Below are 16133 nucleotides of genomic sequence, written 5' to 3' on the forward strand. Positions count from 1 at the left end.
CTGCCCCGCGTGGCGGGGCGGATACGCTGGAAAGAAGCCGACGCTGCTGTTGCAGCGTCGGCTTTTTCGTCTTCGTCTTCGTCTTTGTGAAAGTGAGTGCTTACTGACCCTGCGCGTTGCATTCTCGCTGCATGTCGATATGGGGGATGCCGTCTTCTACATAGATCTCGCCGACCGGCTCGAAGCCATGGCGGCCGTAATAACCCTGTAGATGCGCCTGGGCGGACAGCCGGGCGTCGCGGCCGGGCCATAGAGATTCGATTCGCGTCAGCGCGGCGCGCAACAGCTCGTGGCCCAAGCCGCCGCCGCGGTGATCAGGATGAATGACCACGCGGCCGATGGAGGCGGGCCGGTCGATCTCTTCCGGGACTTTGAGACGCAGGGTCGCCGCGAGATGGTCTGCTGCCAGTACGCTCAGATGGTGCGTCGAACCGTGCAGATCGTGACCATCCAGTTCCTGATAGGGGCACTGCTGTTCTACCACGAACACGGCCTCACGCAGCGAGAGCAGCGCGTAAAGTTCGGCAGGATCGAGTTCGGGGCCCGTCTGCCATATCCAGTCGTATGATGCCATCTGTCTCTTTCCTCGCGGCCATTCAGCCATCATGATCGAAGCCCTATCCAAGTGTTTCATTTAAGCATTTTGAAGGGCTTTCAATGTAGCGCTGGACGCGATAACCGCGACAACGACGCCATGACAACGGGAGAACGATGACGGCATGAGCACCCTGGCAATCGACTACGATGACGTGGTAGCGGCACACCGACGGCTCGAAGGAATCGCCCACTGGACGCCGGCGTTGCGGTCGGCGACGGCGGACGCGCGCACTGGCGCAACGCTTCACTTCAAGGCCGAGCATCTTCAGCGCATCGGCGCGTTCAAGTTCCGCGGTGGCTACAACGCCATCACTCAGTTCAATGCCAAGCAGAAAGCAGCCGGGGTCATCGCCTTTTCCTCGGGCAACCATGCTCAGGCAATCGCACTCTCGGCCAGACTGCATGGCATTCGCGCCGTGATCGTGATGCCCGAGGATGCGCCAGCGATCAAGATCGCGGCCACTCGTGGCTATGGCGCCGAAGTCGTGCTCTATGACCGTTATACCCAGGATCGCGAGGCGCTGGGCCGGGAACTGGCCGATGCCGAAGGGCTGACCTTGATCCCGCCGTTCAACCATCCGCACGTGATGGCGGGGCAGGGTACCGTTGCCGAGGAGCTGTTCGATGATGTCGGTGAGCTGGATACATTGATCGTGCCGCTGGGTGGCGGCGGGCTACTGTCCGGCTGTGCCACGGTCGCCAGGGCACGTTATCCGAACTGTCGAATCATCGGCGTCGAGCCGGAAGCCGGTAATGACGCTCAGCGGAGCCTGGCCAGCGGCATAATCGTTTCCATCGACACGCCGCGCACCATCGCCGATGGCGCCCAGACCCAGGCGCTGGGTACGCTGACTTTCCCGGTACTCCAGGCGCATGTCGACGAGATCGTCACTGTCTCCGACGCGGAACTCGTTGATGCCATGGGCTTCATGGCTGGGCGGATGAAGCAGTTCGTCGAACCGACCGGGTGCCTGGCAGCGGCTGCCGCATTCAGTGGACAGGTGCCGATCGAAGGGCAGCGCGTGGGGATCGTTCTTTCCGGCGGTAACGTCGACCTGAATCGATTTGCCGACTTGATTCAAGACTCTCGGTAATGACCGAGAGCTCTCGGCTGAAACGCGATGAGAATGACCCGTTGTCGACGACATCAGGGCACTCTCACCGCGTTGGTTGGCTCAGTCGCTATCGATGATTTTTCGAGGCGATGGGTAGCCTGACCGAGTGATTAGAAGAATCCCATGGGATTGACGTCATAGCTGATCAGCAGGTTCTTGGTCTGCTGATAGTGCTCCAGCGCCATTTTGTGGGTCTCTCGACCGACGCCGGATTTCTTGTAGCCGCCGAAGGCCGCATGAGCCGGATACTGGTGGTAGCAGTTGGTCCACACGCGCCCAGCCTGAATGCCGCGACCCATGCGGTAGGCGCGATTGATGTCGCGAGTCCAGACGCCAGCGCCAAGGCCGAACTCGGTATCGTTGGCGATGGCCAGGGCTTCCGCTTCGTCCTTGAACGTCGTCACCGAGACGACTGGGCCGAAGATTTCCTCCTGGAACACCCGCATCTTGTTGTTGCCTTTCAATAGCGTCGGCTGGATGTAATAGCCCCGCGAAAGATCGTCGCCGAGCGACTCCCGCTCGCCGCCGGACAGAAACTCCGCGCCCTCGTCGCGCGCGACGTCCATGTAGGACATGATCTTGTCGAACTGCTCCTGCGATGCCTGAGCGCCCACCTGGGTTTCGGTATCTAGTGGATGGCCACGCTTGATCTTCTTGACCCGCTCGATGACCTTGGCCATGAAGTCGTCGTAGATGCTCTCCTGGATCAGCGCGCGGGAAGGACAGGTACACACTTCGCCCTGGTTGAGAAAGCCCAGCACCAGGCCTTCAGCGCATTTATCGATGAACTCGGGTTCCGCTGACATGATGTCTTCGAAGTAGATGTTCGGCGACTTGCCGCCCAGCTCCACGGTGGAAGGAATGATGTTCTCGGCCGCGCATTTCATGATGTGCGAGCCGACGGGGGTGGAGCCGGTGAAGGCGATTTTGGCAATACGTTTGCTGGAGGCCAGTGCCTGGCCGGCTTCTTCGCCGTAGCCGTTGACGATATTGATGACGCCCTTGGGCAGCAGGTCGTGGATGATCTCGATCACCTTGAAGATCGAGACCGGTGTCTGCTCGGCAGGCTTGAGTACGACACAGTTACCTGCAGCAAGCGCCGGCGCCAGCTTCCAGGTCGCCATCAGGATCGGAAAGTTCCAGGGAATGATTTGGCCCACCACGCCCAGCGGTTCGTGAAAATGATAGGAAGCCGTGTTCTCGTCGATTTCGGCGGTGGTGCCCTCCTGGGCCCGAATACAGCCGGCGAAGTAGCGGAAATGGTCGATCGCCAGCGGAATGTCGGCGGCCAGGGTCTCGCGCACGGCCTTGCCGTTATCCCAGGTTTCAGCAACGGCCAGCATTTCCAGGTTCTGTTCCATCCGGTCCGCGATTCTGAGCAGCAGGGTCGAGCGTTCCTGAACAGAGGTCTTGCCCCAACCGGGCGCGGCCTTGTGGGCGGCGTCCAGTGCCGTATCGATATCCTTCTGGCTCGATCGGGCAACTTCGCAGAACACCTCGCCGGTAACCGGCGTGATGTTATCGAAATAACGCCCCTCGGCCGGGGGTATCCACTCGCCGCCGATATAGTTGTCATAGCGCTTCTCGAACCGAGTGATGGCGTCCGAGGTGTTCGGATTGGCGTAATGCATGATGGCTTCTCCTGATGGATCGATGACCGATCGCTGGATTTCCCCTCCCAATCTGCGCTTCCCGGCGGACGCCTGCCATTACGCTTTAGGCGACCCTATCCGGCCTTGCGACCTTCTATAGACAGGGACCCGTTACTTCGACCAATGGCGAACGGTGACAATAAATCGCAGTGTTACTATGAGTGACAGGGTTCAGCGACCTAGAGGAGGGTCTGACCATGTTACAGACTCAGGAAAAAGCAGTTCAGGATCGCCCGCTGACCGACGACACCGGCTGCTGCCAGATGAGTTCGATCAATCTGCTGGATGACAGCGTCTCCACGCAGAAAGAAGTTCAGGAGCGCAACGTCATGCAGCTATATCTGCTGACGGTTCAGGTGAGAGCACTGATGGACGTGGCTTGTCACCAGGGGCAGGCGGCGTTCCTTACCGAGCGTTTGCGCTTTCACACCGATCAGCTGGAGGCGCAGTTTTCTCACCTGGTGGATAAGCACAAGGGCGCATCGTATACGCGTCATTTCTACGCCCAGCAGCAAAATCGATTCGATGCGGAAATCGAGAAGATCATCGGTGCGCTCGAATCACTGGGTGAGCAGTACGCCGACAACGCATCACGGTAGTCGCGACGCCCCTCGTGAACTGAAAGAAACACGTGAACTGACGGAAAGACGTGACCTGGCTCACCGCAAGAGTGTCCAACATCTTCATCTCCAGCCCGACGCGATCCAGGTATCGCGTCGGGCTTTTTGATTCGTGGCTTTCTATTTCAAGAACGAGATGAGATGCCAACCGCCAGCATCATGAACTATTGGATGATGTTTCACGTGGAACAATCCAGGTCATTCGCTTCCCGTCTTGAGCCGATAGCTCCCCTGAGTTCCGGGATCCTGGCATGTGCTTAGCCGTCAGTCTTGACCTGACTCAGGAAATCGTTACAGGGAGTCTTCTCGTCAGCGCTGGGAGATATCAGCGCCAGCAGGGCCGCGGCCGGAGTCGCAACGGTGCCCAGAAATGCACCGATCGCTCCCCGAGCCAGCAGCGATCCCGTGTCCACCCCGGGGGCGGGGTTCTTGAAGGTCCCTTTGACATAGAGGGGTGAGCGTAGTGTGAAGACGCGGGCTCCCTTGCTCTCCGGCTCAATGGTCAAATCCAGTGCCTCATTATCGAAGTTGACGTTGCCATCGATCTTGACCAGGGCATTTTCCGTATCGATCAGGAAGAAGCGCGTCTTGGCCAACCCATCGGTGACATTGAGGTTGGCTGCCGCGCAGTTGATTTTAACCTGCTCGTCACCGAATAGTTTACCGACCAGGTAGTTGCCCACATTGAGGCCGGCCAATTCCATCAGGTTCTGGCTGATCAGGCCATCATTGATCAGCATCTGCAGGTCGCCGTTGCTGCTGCCAAGAATGCTCGCAACGGAATTCCCCGTGCCGCTTAGCGTGGCGTCCCCGTTGAGCTCTCCGCGGCTGTTTTTCATCAGCTCCACGTCGGGAAACAGTCGGCTCAGCATCAGGTGACGAATATGCATATCGACCCGGCTTTGCATCGGGCTTTGACTGCCGTCGAGGCGTAACGTGGTATTGAGGTTCCCTCCTGCCATGCCGAACCGCAGCGGATCCAGCAGAATCTCCCCGTCCTCCAACGTGACATGGGTATAAATGTCCTCGAGGGGTAGAGAGTCACCGTGCTCGACACGTTTGGCGGTGAACTTGACGTCGGCGTCCATGGTTTTCCATTTGGCCGTATCGAACTCCTCCACCGGCAACAACTTGTCGTCGGGCTGACGGCTGGTTTCGCCGCGGTCGGCTTTTTCGGCATTCGAATCAGCGCCAATCAGAGGCGCAAGATCGGCGAAGCGCAACTGTCGCGAGACGACTTCGCCCTTGAGTGAGGGGCGCGGTTCAGCCATGCGATAGGTAAGATCACCGTGGATGTCGCTACCACCGATCTGGCCGTCGAAGTCGCGATAACGAAAGGACAGCGCATCCTGGGTATTCAGGTTGGCGGTCAAATGGCCTCGAGTGGAATAGGGCGGTGTGTCGGGCAGGGTCACGCCGATGATGCCATAGAGATCGCCCAGGTTCTGACCCGAGAAGCTGAGATCCATATCGACCGTTTTCGGCGATAACGGGTCGGTTATCGTGCCGTTGACGGCCACCTGGGTATTGCCGGCGTCCAGCTTGGCCTGAACGGGATACGGAATATTCCGCTGCTTCAGCGCTTCGGGTCCACCCAGCTTTCCCGAACCCGAGAAGGGCTGTTCGCGATAGGTGCCCTCGGCTTTCCAGCCGAAACGGTAGTCGCCGATCTGCCGATCTTTTGTCTGGCTGACGGCGCTATCATCGTCAGTCAGCTCATTGAATGCGATGGGCTGGCCCAGTAACTGGAAGGTTGCGTCTATGTCGGCAGCCAATATTGCATCTTGGTAATGAACATCGATGGGATCGAAGTCGATTTGCCCGACATCGACCGTCCAGCCGTTCTCTTTCGAGCCGTCTTCCTTTGCCTGTTCCTTCTGATCATTACCGCCCAGGTCGAAAGTCCAGTTGTTGCGGCCATCCTCGAGACGAGTGAGGTTCGCCGCGCCACCGCTCAAGCCGATAGCTGGCAAGGAGAGAGTTTTTTCGAGCAACGGCAGGGGAGATAGCGTGATATTGAGTGTCTTGAGGCGGACGAGGTCGGCATCGGTAATAGCGTCAGGGCTACCAATGTGAATATCTTCGGCATGAACCTCGGGCCAGGGAAACCAATGCCGCCAGCCGCCGTCTCCGGAAGGCCACTGCCAATCGACGCTCAGATCGCCTTCGATGGAAACCTGCCGGTTCAGCGCATCGCTGGCGCGTTGGTTGATCGTCGGCTTGAGTCGATTCCAATCAAAGGTCGCGACCACGATGACCGGTGCGGCCATCGTCAGTATGACAATAGCCAGGATCCAGACGCCCACTCTCTTGCCTCGAGTCATCACGCTATCCCAAGTTCCGTGGTGAAGAATTCAAGGATAGTCGAGGGCTGGAAGAACGTCGCCTTGCCTCATAGGGCAGAGCGCCATAACCCACGATGGCGGTAGGCGCGTGTTTCACGTGAAACAATTCGGAGGCCTCGGCTGCCGGCTTACTTGAGCAGCTCGAAATTTTTGAAGCGACGAAAGCGCTTGTTCTCTGCCTCTGCTCGTTTTCGCCATGGCCGTCCCCTAGACTAGGCGGTCGGCGAATTCGGCAAGGTCCGCGCAGAACCAGTCGGGTCGAATGGACCGAGGGAGTTTGGCCAGAGTATCGGCTCCCTTTCCCGTTTCGACCAACGCGGTGAGACAGCCTGCGGCCTGACCGGCCTGGATATCTCGGAGGCTGTCACCGACCATCCAGCTCTGTTCGAGCGACGCGATACCCAGAGACTGTTGAATTTCGAAGATCATGCCGGGCTTGGGCTTGCGACAATCGCAGCCGTCATCGGGTAGATGAGGACAATAGGTGATCAGGGCGATGCTTCCGCCCGCGCGTTCAACACGCTCCGTGAGATGGCGGTGAATGTCGTGCAGCGTAGTCAGATCGTAATAACCGCGGCCGATGCCGGACTGATTGGTGGCGATCGCCACCTGCCAGCCGGCGCGGGATAGGCGGGCTATCGCTTCGATCGAACGGGGCAGGGGGCGCCATTCGTCGAGCGATTTGATATAGGCGTCGGAGTCTTCGTTGATGACGCCATCACGGTCGAGTATGACGAGTCCGGTCATCGGAGGGATCCTGAAATAAAGAGTAAAGAAAAGGGCCAGAAGACGAACCGATTTTACTTGGTTTGAGGCTTGATTGCGCAGAGGCGGATATTCCACGTGAAAAATCGCTTGCCGAAATAGCGAGCGGTAATCCAGCAATTAGGTTGCACATGTCGATCGGTGGGCCTGTCTGCACCGGCTGTGCTTGTCATGCGGGCCGAACTCTTGCCCGTTAGCGGAATGGGATAGCGGCGATTGCCCCTCAAGTCCGTGGGTATATCGGCCTTCGTGAAGAGAATAGGGCGAGATCGCCGCGTGACCAGAAGATCCCATGGCTCAGTTATCTAGATCGGGCAGAGAGCCGTCAAACATGCCGTCGCGTTCAACGAGATAACCGCATCGATTATCGTCTGCCGAGATCAAGTTCATCAGGTCTGGACGCCGAAATCTTGATGTGCTCGGGTAGGTGGCCCGGTTGGGTTAATTCGATCAGGACGATGTTTCACGTGGAACATCGCTCTGACGGTACCCCCTTGTCGTCATTGCCGCTGGGTAAGAGAGGTGGCGTTGACTAGCCGCTCCAGATAAAAGACTACAACCAAAAAGCCCGGCCTGAAGGCCGGGCTAATGTTTCACGTGAAACGATCAAGAGTTACGACTGCAGTTCGGCGATGTCGGCCACTTCGAGAAACAGCGCCTGCAGACTGGCGAGCAGCGCGAGACGGTTGGCTCGGACGGCGGAGTCGTCAGTGGCAACCATCACTTCGTCGAAGAAGCGATCGACCGGCGCGCGCAGCGTGGCAAGAATATCCAGCGCTTGGGCGTAGTCTGCTTCCTGGAACAGCGGTTCGACCTGATCGCGGCAATCAGCTACCGCGTTAGCCAGGGCGATCTCCGCGTCCTCAACGAGGAGGTCGCCTTTCACCTGAGTGCTGCCGTCGTGTTGCTGCTTGGCCAGGATATTGGAAACGCGCTTGTTGGCCGCTGCCAGGGCCGCGGCTTCCTCGCGCTGGCTGAAACGGTGCACGGCGCGCAGACGGCGGGCGAAATCCAGCGGCCGCGTCACAGGGCGAGCACGTACCGCCAGATAAACGTCGACCGGCAAGCCTTCGTCCTGCGACCAGGCGCGAAAGCGATCGAGCATGTAGGTCAACACGTCATCGACCAGGCCTTCGGCCTTGGGCAGGTCGCGGTGCTGGGACGCGGCCAGTTCCAGCAACTCGCGCAGGTCGAGATCCCGCTCGCCCTTGATCAGGATGTTGAGCACACCGATGGTGGCGCGGCGCAGGGCAAACGGGTCCTTGGCGCCGGTGGGGCGCTGACCGATACCGAAGATACCCGTCAACGTATCCAGACGATCGGCCAGCGCGAGTGCCTGACCGGTCGATGTCTGGGGAATGACATCGCTGGCGAAGCGCGGCAGATACTGCTCGTGAATGGCTTCCGCCACGGCTTCCGGCTCGCCATCGTGACGTGCGTAATAGGTCCCCATGATGCCCTGCAGCTCGGGGAACTCGAGCACCATCTCCGTGACCAGATCGCATTTCGCCAATTGGGCCGCGCGGGCTGCCGCCTGGGAGTTGCCGTCGATCTTGCCGGCGATGAACCGGGCGACGACTTCGCTGCGGGCGGACTTGTCGGCGAGCGAGCCCAGTTCGCGCTGGAATACGACGTTAGCCAGCGACTCGCGCCGGGCCTCCAGCGTCTGCTTGCGATCGACCTCGAAGAAGAACGCCGCGTCGGCCAGGCGGGGGCGAATGACCTTTTCGTTGCCGTAGATGACCTGTTGCGGATCTTCGCTATCGATGTTGGCGACGGTGATGAACTGCGGCCTGAGCTTGCCGTCGACATCCAGCAGGTGGAAATACTTCTGGTTGGCCTTCATCGAGGAGATCAAGCACTCGGCGGGCACCTCTAGGAAGCGCTCATCGAATGTACCCGTCAGCGCCACCGGCCATTCCACGAGACCGCTGACCTCTTCCAGCAGATCCTCGTCGATGACCGCCTGGGCATCTTGAACTTCGGCCTCGGCCAGTACCTGCTCCCGAATGCGCTCCCGGCGCCGCTCCAGATCCACCAGCACGTAGGCGTTTTCGAGTGCGGCTTCATAGTCGTCGGCGTGGGCGAGCTCGATCGGCGCCGGCGCGTGAAAGCGGTGACCCAGCGTCGTGCGACCGGACTCCAGACCCAGCACGCTGGCCGGCACGATCTGATCGCCGTAAAGCAGCACCAGCCAGTGAACCGGACGCGAGAATTCGATGCGCGAGGCGCCCCAGCGCATATTCTTGGGCACCGGCAGGGCGTTGACGGCAGCGTTGAGGATTGCCGGCAGCAGCGTCTCGACGTTGTCTCCCTGCTGCTGTTCACGGTAGCCGAGCCATGTGCCCTTGTCGGTCTCCAGGTGAATCAGTTCGTCCACCGTCACGCCGCAGGAGCGTGCAAAACCTTCCGCCGCCTTGGTGGGCTGGCCATCCTTGAAAGCGGCGGCCAGGGCCGGGCCGCGCTTTTCGACTTCGCGATCCGGCTGCTTGTCGGCGAGCGCCGCAACGCGCACGGCCAGACGCCGCGGGGAGGCGAGGGCGTATGCTTCGCCATGGGGAACCTCGGCGTCGTCGAGACCCTTGACGACGCCGTCACGCAGGGCGGACGCCAGATTGGCGAGGGCGCCTGGCGGCAGCTCTTCGACGCCCAGTTCGATCAGTAGGGTGTTGACTGCCATGCTCATGCGTCTCCCTGAGTGGTTTCTGAGGTTTGCTGCAGGAGCTCGCGACGCAGCGCCTCGGGCGCCAGCGGGAATCCGGCGGCTTCACGTGAGGCGTAATAGGCGTGCGCGACCTCACGCGCCAGCGTACGCACTCTCAGGATGTAGCGCTGCCGCTCGGTGACCGAGATCGCATGTCGTGCATCCAGCAGATTGAACGTATGCGAGGCCTTGAGTACCTGTTCGTAGGCGGGCAACGGCAGATTGGCCGCGAGCAGCTTGTTGCACTCGGATTCGCAGTGGTCGAAGGCTTCGAACAGATAGGGCACGTCGGCGTGTTCGAAGTTGTAGGTCGACTGTTCCCGCTCGTTCTGCAGGTAGACATCGCCATAGGTGATGCGGGTGCCATCGGGAGCAATCGTCCACACCAGGTCGTAGACGCTGTCGACGTCCTGCAGGTACATGGCGATGCGCTCGAGACCGTAGGTCAGCTCGCCGGTTACCGGGAAGCATTCGATCCCGCCGGCCTGCTGGAAGTAGGTGAACTGGGTCACTTCCATGCCGTTGAGCCAGACTTCCCAACCCAGACCCCAGGCGCCGAGCGTCGGCGATTCCCAGTTGTCCTCGACGAAACGGATATCGTGAACCCGCGGGTTGATTCCCAGCCGCTCGAGCGATCCGAGATAGAGATCCTGCAGATCCTTGGGCGAGGGCTTCATCACCACCTGGAACTGATAGTAGTGCTGCAGGCGGTTGGGGTTCTCCCCGTAGCGGCCATCGGTGGGCCGGCGCGACGGCTGGACATAGGCTGCGTTCCAGCTCTCCGGGCCGATCGAGCGCAGGAAGGTGGCCGGATGAAAGGTGCCGGCGCCCACTTCCATGTCGAGTGGCTGCAGCACGACACAGCCCTTTTCCGCCCAGTATTGCTGAAGGGCGAGTATCAACCCCTGAAAGGTTTTTGCATCTGCCGTCGAGTCTGTCATTGACTGCGCACCGTTGCCCATGAATTCGTGAGCCGCCAAGTATACAATTAGCGCTCAATCGGTTATAGGCACTGTCGACGATCAGGCCGTGTCGTCGACGTATTGTCATCGAACGTCCGGCGACGCACGCGGTCGGAGTCTCCATTCACGGTAACCGAGTCGATCGAAGAGGAGTTACGACATGATCGTTGTCACGGGCGGGGCCGGCTTTATCGGGGCCAATCTGGTCAAGGCACTCAACGCACGCGGCCATCTGGACGTCATGGTGGTCGACGATCTCAGCGACGGCACCAAATTCGTCAACCTGGCGGACTGCACGCTGGGTGACTATCTCGACAAGGACGATTTCCTGGCCCGCGTGAAGGCGGAACTGGATGGTGAGATGCGCGGCGAAGCCGGCGGACTGCCACCGATCGAGGCGATCTTCCACGAGGGCGCCTGCTCGGATACTACCGAGTGGGACGGGCGCTTCATGCTGGAGAACAACTTCGAGTACTCCAAGGTGCTGCTCGAATACTGTCAGGCCAAGCGAATCCCGTTTCTCTATGCCTCGTCCGCCGCTACCTACGGCGGTAGCGAGGTGTTCGTCGAGGACCCCGCTCACGAGAAGCCGCTCAACGTCTACGGCTACTCCAAGCTGCTGTTCGATCAGTACGTGCGTACCCGCTGGGATGAGTTCGACAGCCAGGTCGTCGGCTTTCGCTACTTCAACGTCTATGGCCCGCGCGAACAGCACAAGGGCAAGATGGCCAGCGTCGCCTACCATCATCACAGCCAGGTCCAGCGTGGCGAGAACCCCAAGCTGTTCGGCGCCTGGGACGGCTATGAAGCCGGCATGCAGAGCCGCGATTTCGTCTACGTCGGCGACGTGGTCGACGTCAATCTGTGGTTTCTGGACAACCCCGAGGTCTCCGGCATCTTCAACCTGGGCACCGGCCGCGCGGAGCCGTTCAAGGCGATCGCCGAGACGGCGATCGATTTCTATTCCGACAAGGACGGGGCAAAGGTCGAGATCGAGTACATCGACTTCCCCGACGAACTCAAGGGGCGCTATCAGAGCTACACCCGCGCCGATATCGGTCGCCTGCGCGAGGCGGGCTATCGCGCCGAATTCAAGACCGTGCGCGAAGGCGTTTCCGCCTATCTGGAATGGCTGAATGGATGAAGCTGCTGTCGGTGCCGAGGCACCACGAATCCTGGTCGTTGGCCCTTCCTGGGTCGGCGACATGGTAATGGCGCAGAGCCTGTTCATCACTCTCAAGCGACGCCATCCGGGCGCGAGGATCGGCGTGCTGGCGCCGGGCTGGTCGCTGCCGATTCTCGAGCGCATGCCGGAAGTCGACGAGGCCATTGCGCTGGACGTGAAACACGGCGAGTTCGGCTGGAAGACCCGGCGCGACGTCGCACGCTCGTTGAAAGGCCGCTTTGATCGCGCCATCGTATTGCCGCGTTCGCTGAAGTCGGCGCTGGTGCCGTTTCTGGCCGGCATACCCCGACGCACCGGCTTCACCGGCGAACAGCGCTACGTGCTGCTCAACGATCGTCGCCGGCTCGACAAAGGTGTGCTGGATCAAACCGTCAAGCGTTTCGTGGCGCTAGGGCTCGATGTCGAACAGGCCGCGGGTGGGGATTTCGAGATTCCGTATCCACGACTGCGCGTCGATCGCGGGCGTCAAACGGAGTTGCGCGCCGAGCTGTCTCTCGGCGAGCGCCCGGCCATTGGCATGATGCCCGGGGCGGAATATGGCCCGGCCAAGCAGTGGCCGCTCGAGTATTTTCGCGAACTGGCCGAGACGCTGATCGGCAAGGGCTATGCAGTATGGGTTCTGGGTGGGCCCAAGGATACCGAGGCCGGCGACGTGATCGCCGACGGCCTGGAATCCGCCCATAACCTGTGCGGCAAGACCCGACTGTCGGACGCCGTCGACCTGCTCGCCGCCTGTGAACAGGTGGTTACCAACGACTCGGGACTGATGCACGTGGCCGCCGCGGTCGGCACGCGGATTCAGGCGCTTTACGGCTCCTCTTCGCCGACCTATACGCCGCCGCTGACCGGCAACGCCGATATCCACTATCTAGCACTATCCTGCTCGCCCTGTTTCGAGCGCACCTGCCCGTTGGGGCATCGCAACTGCCTCAAACAGATGTCGCCCAGCAGCATCGAACAGACGATTCTGCGCTAGGAAAAGCGGTAACCGATCTGGGTGCCCCACTGTCATGCTTATCGGGAACGACCATGCCGTTAATGACTGCCAAACGACAGCGAAAATTGCGCTCGGCGCTGCGTTTTTTCCACTATCGAATGAAAAATCCCCGAGCGTCCCGCCGCGTTCCGACCAGCGGTGATCGGCTCATCATTTCATTGACCACCCATCCGCGACGTATCCATCAGGTCTTTGCCACGCTGGAGTCGCTCTGCGAGCAGGATATCGATGCTTTCGACGTTCATCTCTATCTGTCCAGACGGGACAAGGAGGTGATCGGCGAGCTGCCGAAGCCGCTACGGCGACTGGAAGGCCGTGGGGTGAAAATCGTGGTGACCGAAGCGGATTACCGCTCCTATGACAAGCTGGTGCATGCGCTGGAAGCCTATCCGCAAGCGACGATCATCACCGCCGACGACGATATGCTCTATCCCGCGGATTGGGCACGACGTCTGATGGACGGTGCGGCTCGCTTTCCCGGTTGTATCGTCTGCCATCGTGGCCACATGCTCTGCGAGAGCTCGCCGGGCTCGGGTGAAATATCCTACCTGGTGGTCAAGAACCGCCAGGCCGCGGGCGCGACCCAGCCCAATTTCGCGCTAATGCCGACCGGTAGCGGAGGCGTGCTGTACCCGCCAGGCGTACTGGATGCGATGGTCTTCGACGCTGAAACCTTTCAGGCGCTGGCGCCCAATGCGGACGATATCTGGTTCAAGATGGCATCGCTCAAGGCCGGTACGCGCTGTGTCAGAATCAATCCACGCAACGTCGATTTTCTGCCGACGCCGGCGGCGGGTGAATCCGCGCTGCATGAAGAGAACATCAAGCAGGGTGGGAACGATGTGCAGTTCGCCAATTGTCTCGCTCGCTACCCCGAACTCAAGCCGCTGATGTTTGGTCGGCCAATCGATGATGAGAGAACGTGATGACGCGGGCGACGACAACATGAGCCAACGGGTATTGCTGGTTGTTCGCAAGCTGAGTATCGGCGGCATCGAGCGGGTCACCGTGAATCTTGCCAACGTGCTGGCGCGAGAGGGTCACGAGGTCCACGTGCTGGTGCTCAAGGGCGGCTACGAGCTGGCGCCGGATGCCGGCGTGACGGTCCATCGGGTAGATTTCGACAAGTCTTTCCGCAAGACGGGTATCGGGTTGCTATACGATCTGGCAACGCGAGCACTTCTGAAGCCCCTCATGCCGGGTTCCGGATTCCTGTGGCGTGGTTGGTATGGCGGTCACTACCTCAAGCGCTTCGTGGAAAAACTGGAGGCCGAGCGTGGCTCCATCGACCGCGTCATCATGCGCGGTCAGGGCGCCTTCGAGACGGTCTGGTCGTGGCGCGATCCGCGCCTGTGGCAGGTGACGGTCTCCTGGCCCGGCGACTACGGAAGCCGGCTAAAGGGCTTTTATCTCAAGCGCCTCTACGAGGGCAAGCAGATCATCTGCAATACGCCCAACGTCCGCGCCCAACTGGAAGGGCAGCTCGCCCATCATGGCATTCGCCCCGCCCGCTGGGCGACTATCATGAATCCGTGCGATATCGAGGCCATTCGCCGCCAGGCCGACGAGCCCGTCGAACTGCCCGCCAGGCCTTTCATTGTCCACGTCTCCCGGCTTTCCGATGTCAAACGCCAGGAGTGGCTGATTCGTGCCTATCTCGAGGCCGCGATCGAGGAAGATCTGGTCATTGTCGGCGATGGGCCCAAGCGTGAAAGTCTCGAGCAGCTCGTCGATGAACTCGGGGCCCGCGCGCGTATCCATTTCGTCGGCAGCCAACCCAATCCCTACCCCTGGATGAAACACGCCCGGCTCTTCGTGCTGAGCTCGCGCAGCGAGGCTTTCGGGATCGTGCTGGCCGAAAGCATGATCTGTGGCACGCCTTGTGCCGCGGTCGACTGTCCGGGCGGCGTGCGCAACGTGCTGATCAACGACCAGGCGCGACTGATCGCCGAGAATTCGATATCCGGCCTTTCCCAGAAGATTCGCGAAGGACTGGCGCATCCGCCTCGATTGGAAGCCGACCCCGAGTTGATCGAGCGTTTTCGCGACACGCGGATCATGCAGCAGTTTCTCGATCTGCCAACGACTTAGACGCGAAGAACGGGACGCTACGGGGAAAGTGACGTTGGCTATCGGCGACTAACTGTATAGCCTGCTTATCAATGTGCTATGCTATGCTCATCGAACAGCGTTTGATAACGGCATTTTCACTACCCGAACGTGTAGGCTTCCCGATGGCGCGCGTCTCTCAGCCTCATTCCTCTCCGCGGTTGCCCGCTGACGAGGTCGCTTTCAGCGACCTCGTCGATCGCCGAATGGAGGGCGCCGTTCGCCGCGCGCGCTGGCAGGCTGAGCTACGTGACGCTTTTCAGCGCCACATTGGCGTACCGTTGGAGGAATCACTGTTTCGACGCTGGGCCGATGGCAAAGCGGGCGGTGGCTGGATCGAACGTCGGGGGCTGCCGCGACGCTCGGTCGAGACCCGGCTAGGCTCGGCGCTGGTCGTGCACGTCGACCCGCGCGAGTTGATCCGGGATCTCAACGTCAAGGGTGTCGGGGGTAGACGCCCGTTCTCGTCGGCGTTCATCTGGGACGGCGACTGGGATCAGAGCCGTGGCGATCTGCGTCGCGGTTCGCGCTACCGCTTCATCAGCGATCTCGATCTCCATCGCGCCGATCTCACCCAAACCGAGCGCTTTCGCCAGTATCGCTCGCGGCTTCAGTCGGGCAATCCCTGGTCCTCGCATCGACAGGGCCTGCTGCTCGATTCCGAAGAGGCGATCCTGGCATATCTGAAGACCTATCTGGGGTTTCTCGATGCCATGGCCCGCTATGGCTTCGATAGCGAGCTGGGCAAGGACGATCTGGGTGTTGCGGTCACCCGCGACGGTCGGCTGCTCAAGGTCAATCGCGGCCTCCATCGTCTGGCGATGGCGCAACGCGTGGGGCTACGGTCGATCCCCGTCGTCGTGCGCGCGGTGCACCGGCAGTGGTGGCAACGAGTGGTCAAAGATGCGAGCGGCGAGGCAGCGCTGGCCCGCGTCGCCGAGGCGTTGACGCGCTGTACCCCGGAAACCGAACCGGGCGAGCTGGACCCCGGCGAAGAGCTGGGGCCCATCGATTGGCCGGCGCCACGCTAGCGCCTTCCGCGCCCGGTCGTCTTCGTTCCCTCGGCTGACCCCGCTTCCTT

The 16133-nt window shown here is 60.7% G+C and carries 13 protein-coding genes; 7 read left to right on the forward strand and 6 right to left on the reverse strand.

All coding sequences use genetic code 11. The annotated features are described in order from the left end of the window. Nucleotides 1–100: 100 nt before the first annotated feature. Nucleotides 101–574, reverse strand: coding sequence for a GNAT family N-acetyltransferase (locus tag DOM58_RS15435; RefSeq protein ID WP_110693582.1), 474 nt, complete (start codon nucleotides 572–574; stop codon nucleotides 101–103). Between the two features lie 145 nt (nucleotides 575–719). Between DOM58_RS15435 and DOM58_RS15440 the strand changes: the two genes are divergently transcribed. Continuing rightward, entirely contained in the window at nucleotides 720–1691 is a 972-nt protein-coding gene (locus tag DOM58_RS15440; protein ID WP_110693583.1) for a threo-3-hydroxy-L-aspartate ammonia-lyase, read from the forward strand. 131 nt (nucleotides 1692–1822) lie between these two features. On the opposite strand, the gene exaC is transcribed toward DOM58_RS15440, so the two are convergent. Next, nucleotides 1823–3343: an acetaldehyde dehydrogenase ExaC gene (gene exaC / locus DOM58_RS15445; RefSeq protein ID WP_110693584.1), complete on the reverse strand. Its 1521-nt coding sequence runs from the start codon at nucleotides 3341–3343 to the stop codon at nucleotides 1823–1825. A 218-nt stretch (nucleotides 3344–3561) separates the two neighbouring features. Between exaC and DOM58_RS15450 the strand changes: the two genes are divergently transcribed. Continuing rightward, nucleotides 3562–3963 (forward strand): hypothetical protein, encoded by a 402-nt coding sequence (locus DOM58_RS15450; protein ID WP_075561425.1) that lies wholly within the window; start codon nucleotides 3562–3564, stop codon nucleotides 3961–3963. A 278-nt stretch (nucleotides 3964–4241) separates the two neighbouring features. Here DOM58_RS15450 and DOM58_RS15455 read toward each other — a convergent pair whose 3' ends face one another. From DOM58_RS15455 to glyQ, 4 genes are all read right to left on the reverse strand, one after another. Beyond that, a complete protein-coding gene (locus tag DOM58_RS15455; RefSeq protein WP_110693585.1) occupies nucleotides 4242–6308 on the reverse strand; it encodes an AsmA family protein in 2067 nt (688 codons plus the stop codon). Nucleotides 6309–6536: 228 nt separating this feature from the next. Further along, nucleotides 6537–7076: a D-glycero-beta-D-manno-heptose 1,7-bisphosphate 7-phosphatase gene (gene gmhB / locus DOM58_RS15460; RefSeq protein ID WP_110693586.1), complete on the reverse strand. Its 540-nt coding sequence runs from the start codon at nucleotides 7074–7076 to the stop codon at nucleotides 6537–6539. A gap of 631 nt (nucleotides 7077–7707) precedes the next feature. After that, on the reverse strand, nucleotides 7708–9774 hold the full coding sequence (gene glyS / locus DOM58_RS15465) for a glycine--tRNA ligase subunit beta (protein WP_110693587.1): 2067 nt from the start codon (nucleotides 9772–9774) through the stop codon (nucleotides 7708–7710). A gap of 2 nt (nucleotides 9775–9776) precedes the next feature. Next, a complete protein-coding gene (gene glyQ, locus DOM58_RS15470; RefSeq protein ID WP_110654891.1) occupies nucleotides 9777–10739 on the reverse strand; it encodes a glycine--tRNA ligase subunit alpha in 963 nt (320 codons plus the stop codon). A gap of 181 nt (nucleotides 10740–10920) precedes the next feature. On the opposite strand from glyQ, the gene rfaD reads away from it, so the two are divergent. The 5 genes from rfaD (at nucleotide 10921) to DOM58_RS15495 (ending at nucleotide 16083) form a co-directional block, all read left to right on the forward strand. Then, nucleotides 10921–11904 (forward strand): ADP-glyceromanno-heptose 6-epimerase, encoded by a 984-nt coding sequence (gene rfaD, locus DOM58_RS15475; protein WP_110693588.1) that lies wholly within the window; start codon nucleotides 10921–10923, stop codon nucleotides 11902–11904. Next, a complete protein-coding gene (gene waaF / locus DOM58_RS15480; RefSeq protein ID WP_110693589.1) occupies nucleotides 11897–12922 on the forward strand; it encodes a lipopolysaccharide heptosyltransferase II in 1026 nt (341 codons plus the stop codon). Before rfaD ends, waaF begins: the two co-directional genes overlap by 8 nt. A 53-nt stretch (nucleotides 12923–12975) precedes the next feature. Continuing rightward, nucleotides 12976–13869, forward strand: a complete 894-nt coding sequence (locus DOM58_RS15485) for a hypothetical protein (RefSeq protein WP_157957565.1) — start codon at nucleotides 12976–12978, stop codon at nucleotides 13867–13869. Beyond that, nucleotides 13856–15034 (forward strand): glycosyltransferase, encoded by a 1179-nt coding sequence (locus tag DOM58_RS15490; RefSeq protein WP_188113825.1) that lies wholly within the window; start codon nucleotides 13856–13858, stop codon nucleotides 15032–15034. Before DOM58_RS15485 ends, DOM58_RS15490 begins: the two co-directional genes overlap by 14 nt. 224 nt (nucleotides 15035–15258) lie before the next feature. Further along, the gene (locus tag DOM58_RS15495; protein WP_110693592.1) at nucleotides 15259–16083 is read left to right on the forward strand and encodes a hypothetical protein; all 825 of its coding nucleotides are present in this window, start codon (nucleotides 15259–15261) and stop codon (nucleotides 16081–16083) included. The last annotated feature ends 50 nt before the right edge of the window (nucleotides 16084–16133 follow it).

Source organism: Salinicola halophyticus (genome assembly GCF_003206695.1).
GTDB lineage: Bacteria > Pseudomonadota > Gammaproteobacteria > Pseudomonadales > Halomonadaceae > Salinicola > Salinicola halophyticus.

Excerpts from the sequence above, each read along its gene's own strand:
- DOM58_RS15455 (WP_110693585.1), bottom strand. The coding sequence starts at position 6,308 with ATGACTCGAGGCAAGAGAGTGGGCGTCTGGATCCTGGCTATTGTCATA.
- DOM58_RS15435 (WP_110693582.1), bottom strand. The coding sequence starts at position 574 with ATGGCATCATACGACTGGATATGGCAGACGGGCCCCGAACTCGATCCT.
- waaF (WP_110693589.1), top strand. The coding sequence starts at position 11,897 with ATGGATGAAGCTGCTGTCGGTGCCGAGGCACCACGAATCCTGGTCGTT.
- exaC (WP_110693584.1), bottom strand. The coding sequence starts at position 3,343 with ATGCATTACGCCAATCCGAACACCTCGGACGCCATCACTCGGTTCGAG.
- DOM58_RS15440 (WP_110693583.1), top strand. The coding sequence starts at position 720 with ATGAGCACCCTGGCAATCGACTACGATGACGTGGTAGCGGCACACCGA.
- rfaD (WP_110693588.1), top strand. The coding sequence starts at position 10,921 with ATGATCGTTGTCACGGGCGGGGCCGGCTTTATCGGGGCCAATCTGGTC.
- DOM58_RS15490 (WP_188113825.1), top strand. The coding sequence starts at position 13,856 with ATGAGAGAACGTGATGACGCGGGCGACGACAACATGAGCCAACGGGTA.
- DOM58_RS15450 (WP_075561425.1), top strand. The coding sequence starts at position 3,562 with ATGTTACAGACTCAGGAAAAAGCAGTTCAGGATCGCCCGCTGACCGAC.
- DOM58_RS15495 (WP_110693592.1), top strand. The coding sequence starts at position 15,259 with ATGGAGGGCGCCGTTCGCCGCGCGCGCTGGCAGGCTGAGCTACGTGAC.
- glyQ (WP_110654891.1), bottom strand. The coding sequence starts at position 10,739 with ATGACAGACTCGACGGCAGATGCAAAAACCTTTCAGGGGTTGATACTC.
- gmhB (WP_110693586.1), bottom strand. The coding sequence starts at position 7,076 with ATGACCGGACTCGTCATACTCGACCGTGATGGCGTCATCAACGAAGAC.
- glyS (WP_110693587.1), bottom strand. The coding sequence starts at position 9,774 with ATGGCAGTCAACACCCTACTGATCGAACTGGGCGTCGAAGAGCTGCCG.
- DOM58_RS15485 (WP_157957565.1), top strand. The coding sequence starts at position 12,976 with ATGCCGTTAATGACTGCCAAACGACAGCGAAAATTGCGCTCGGCGCTG.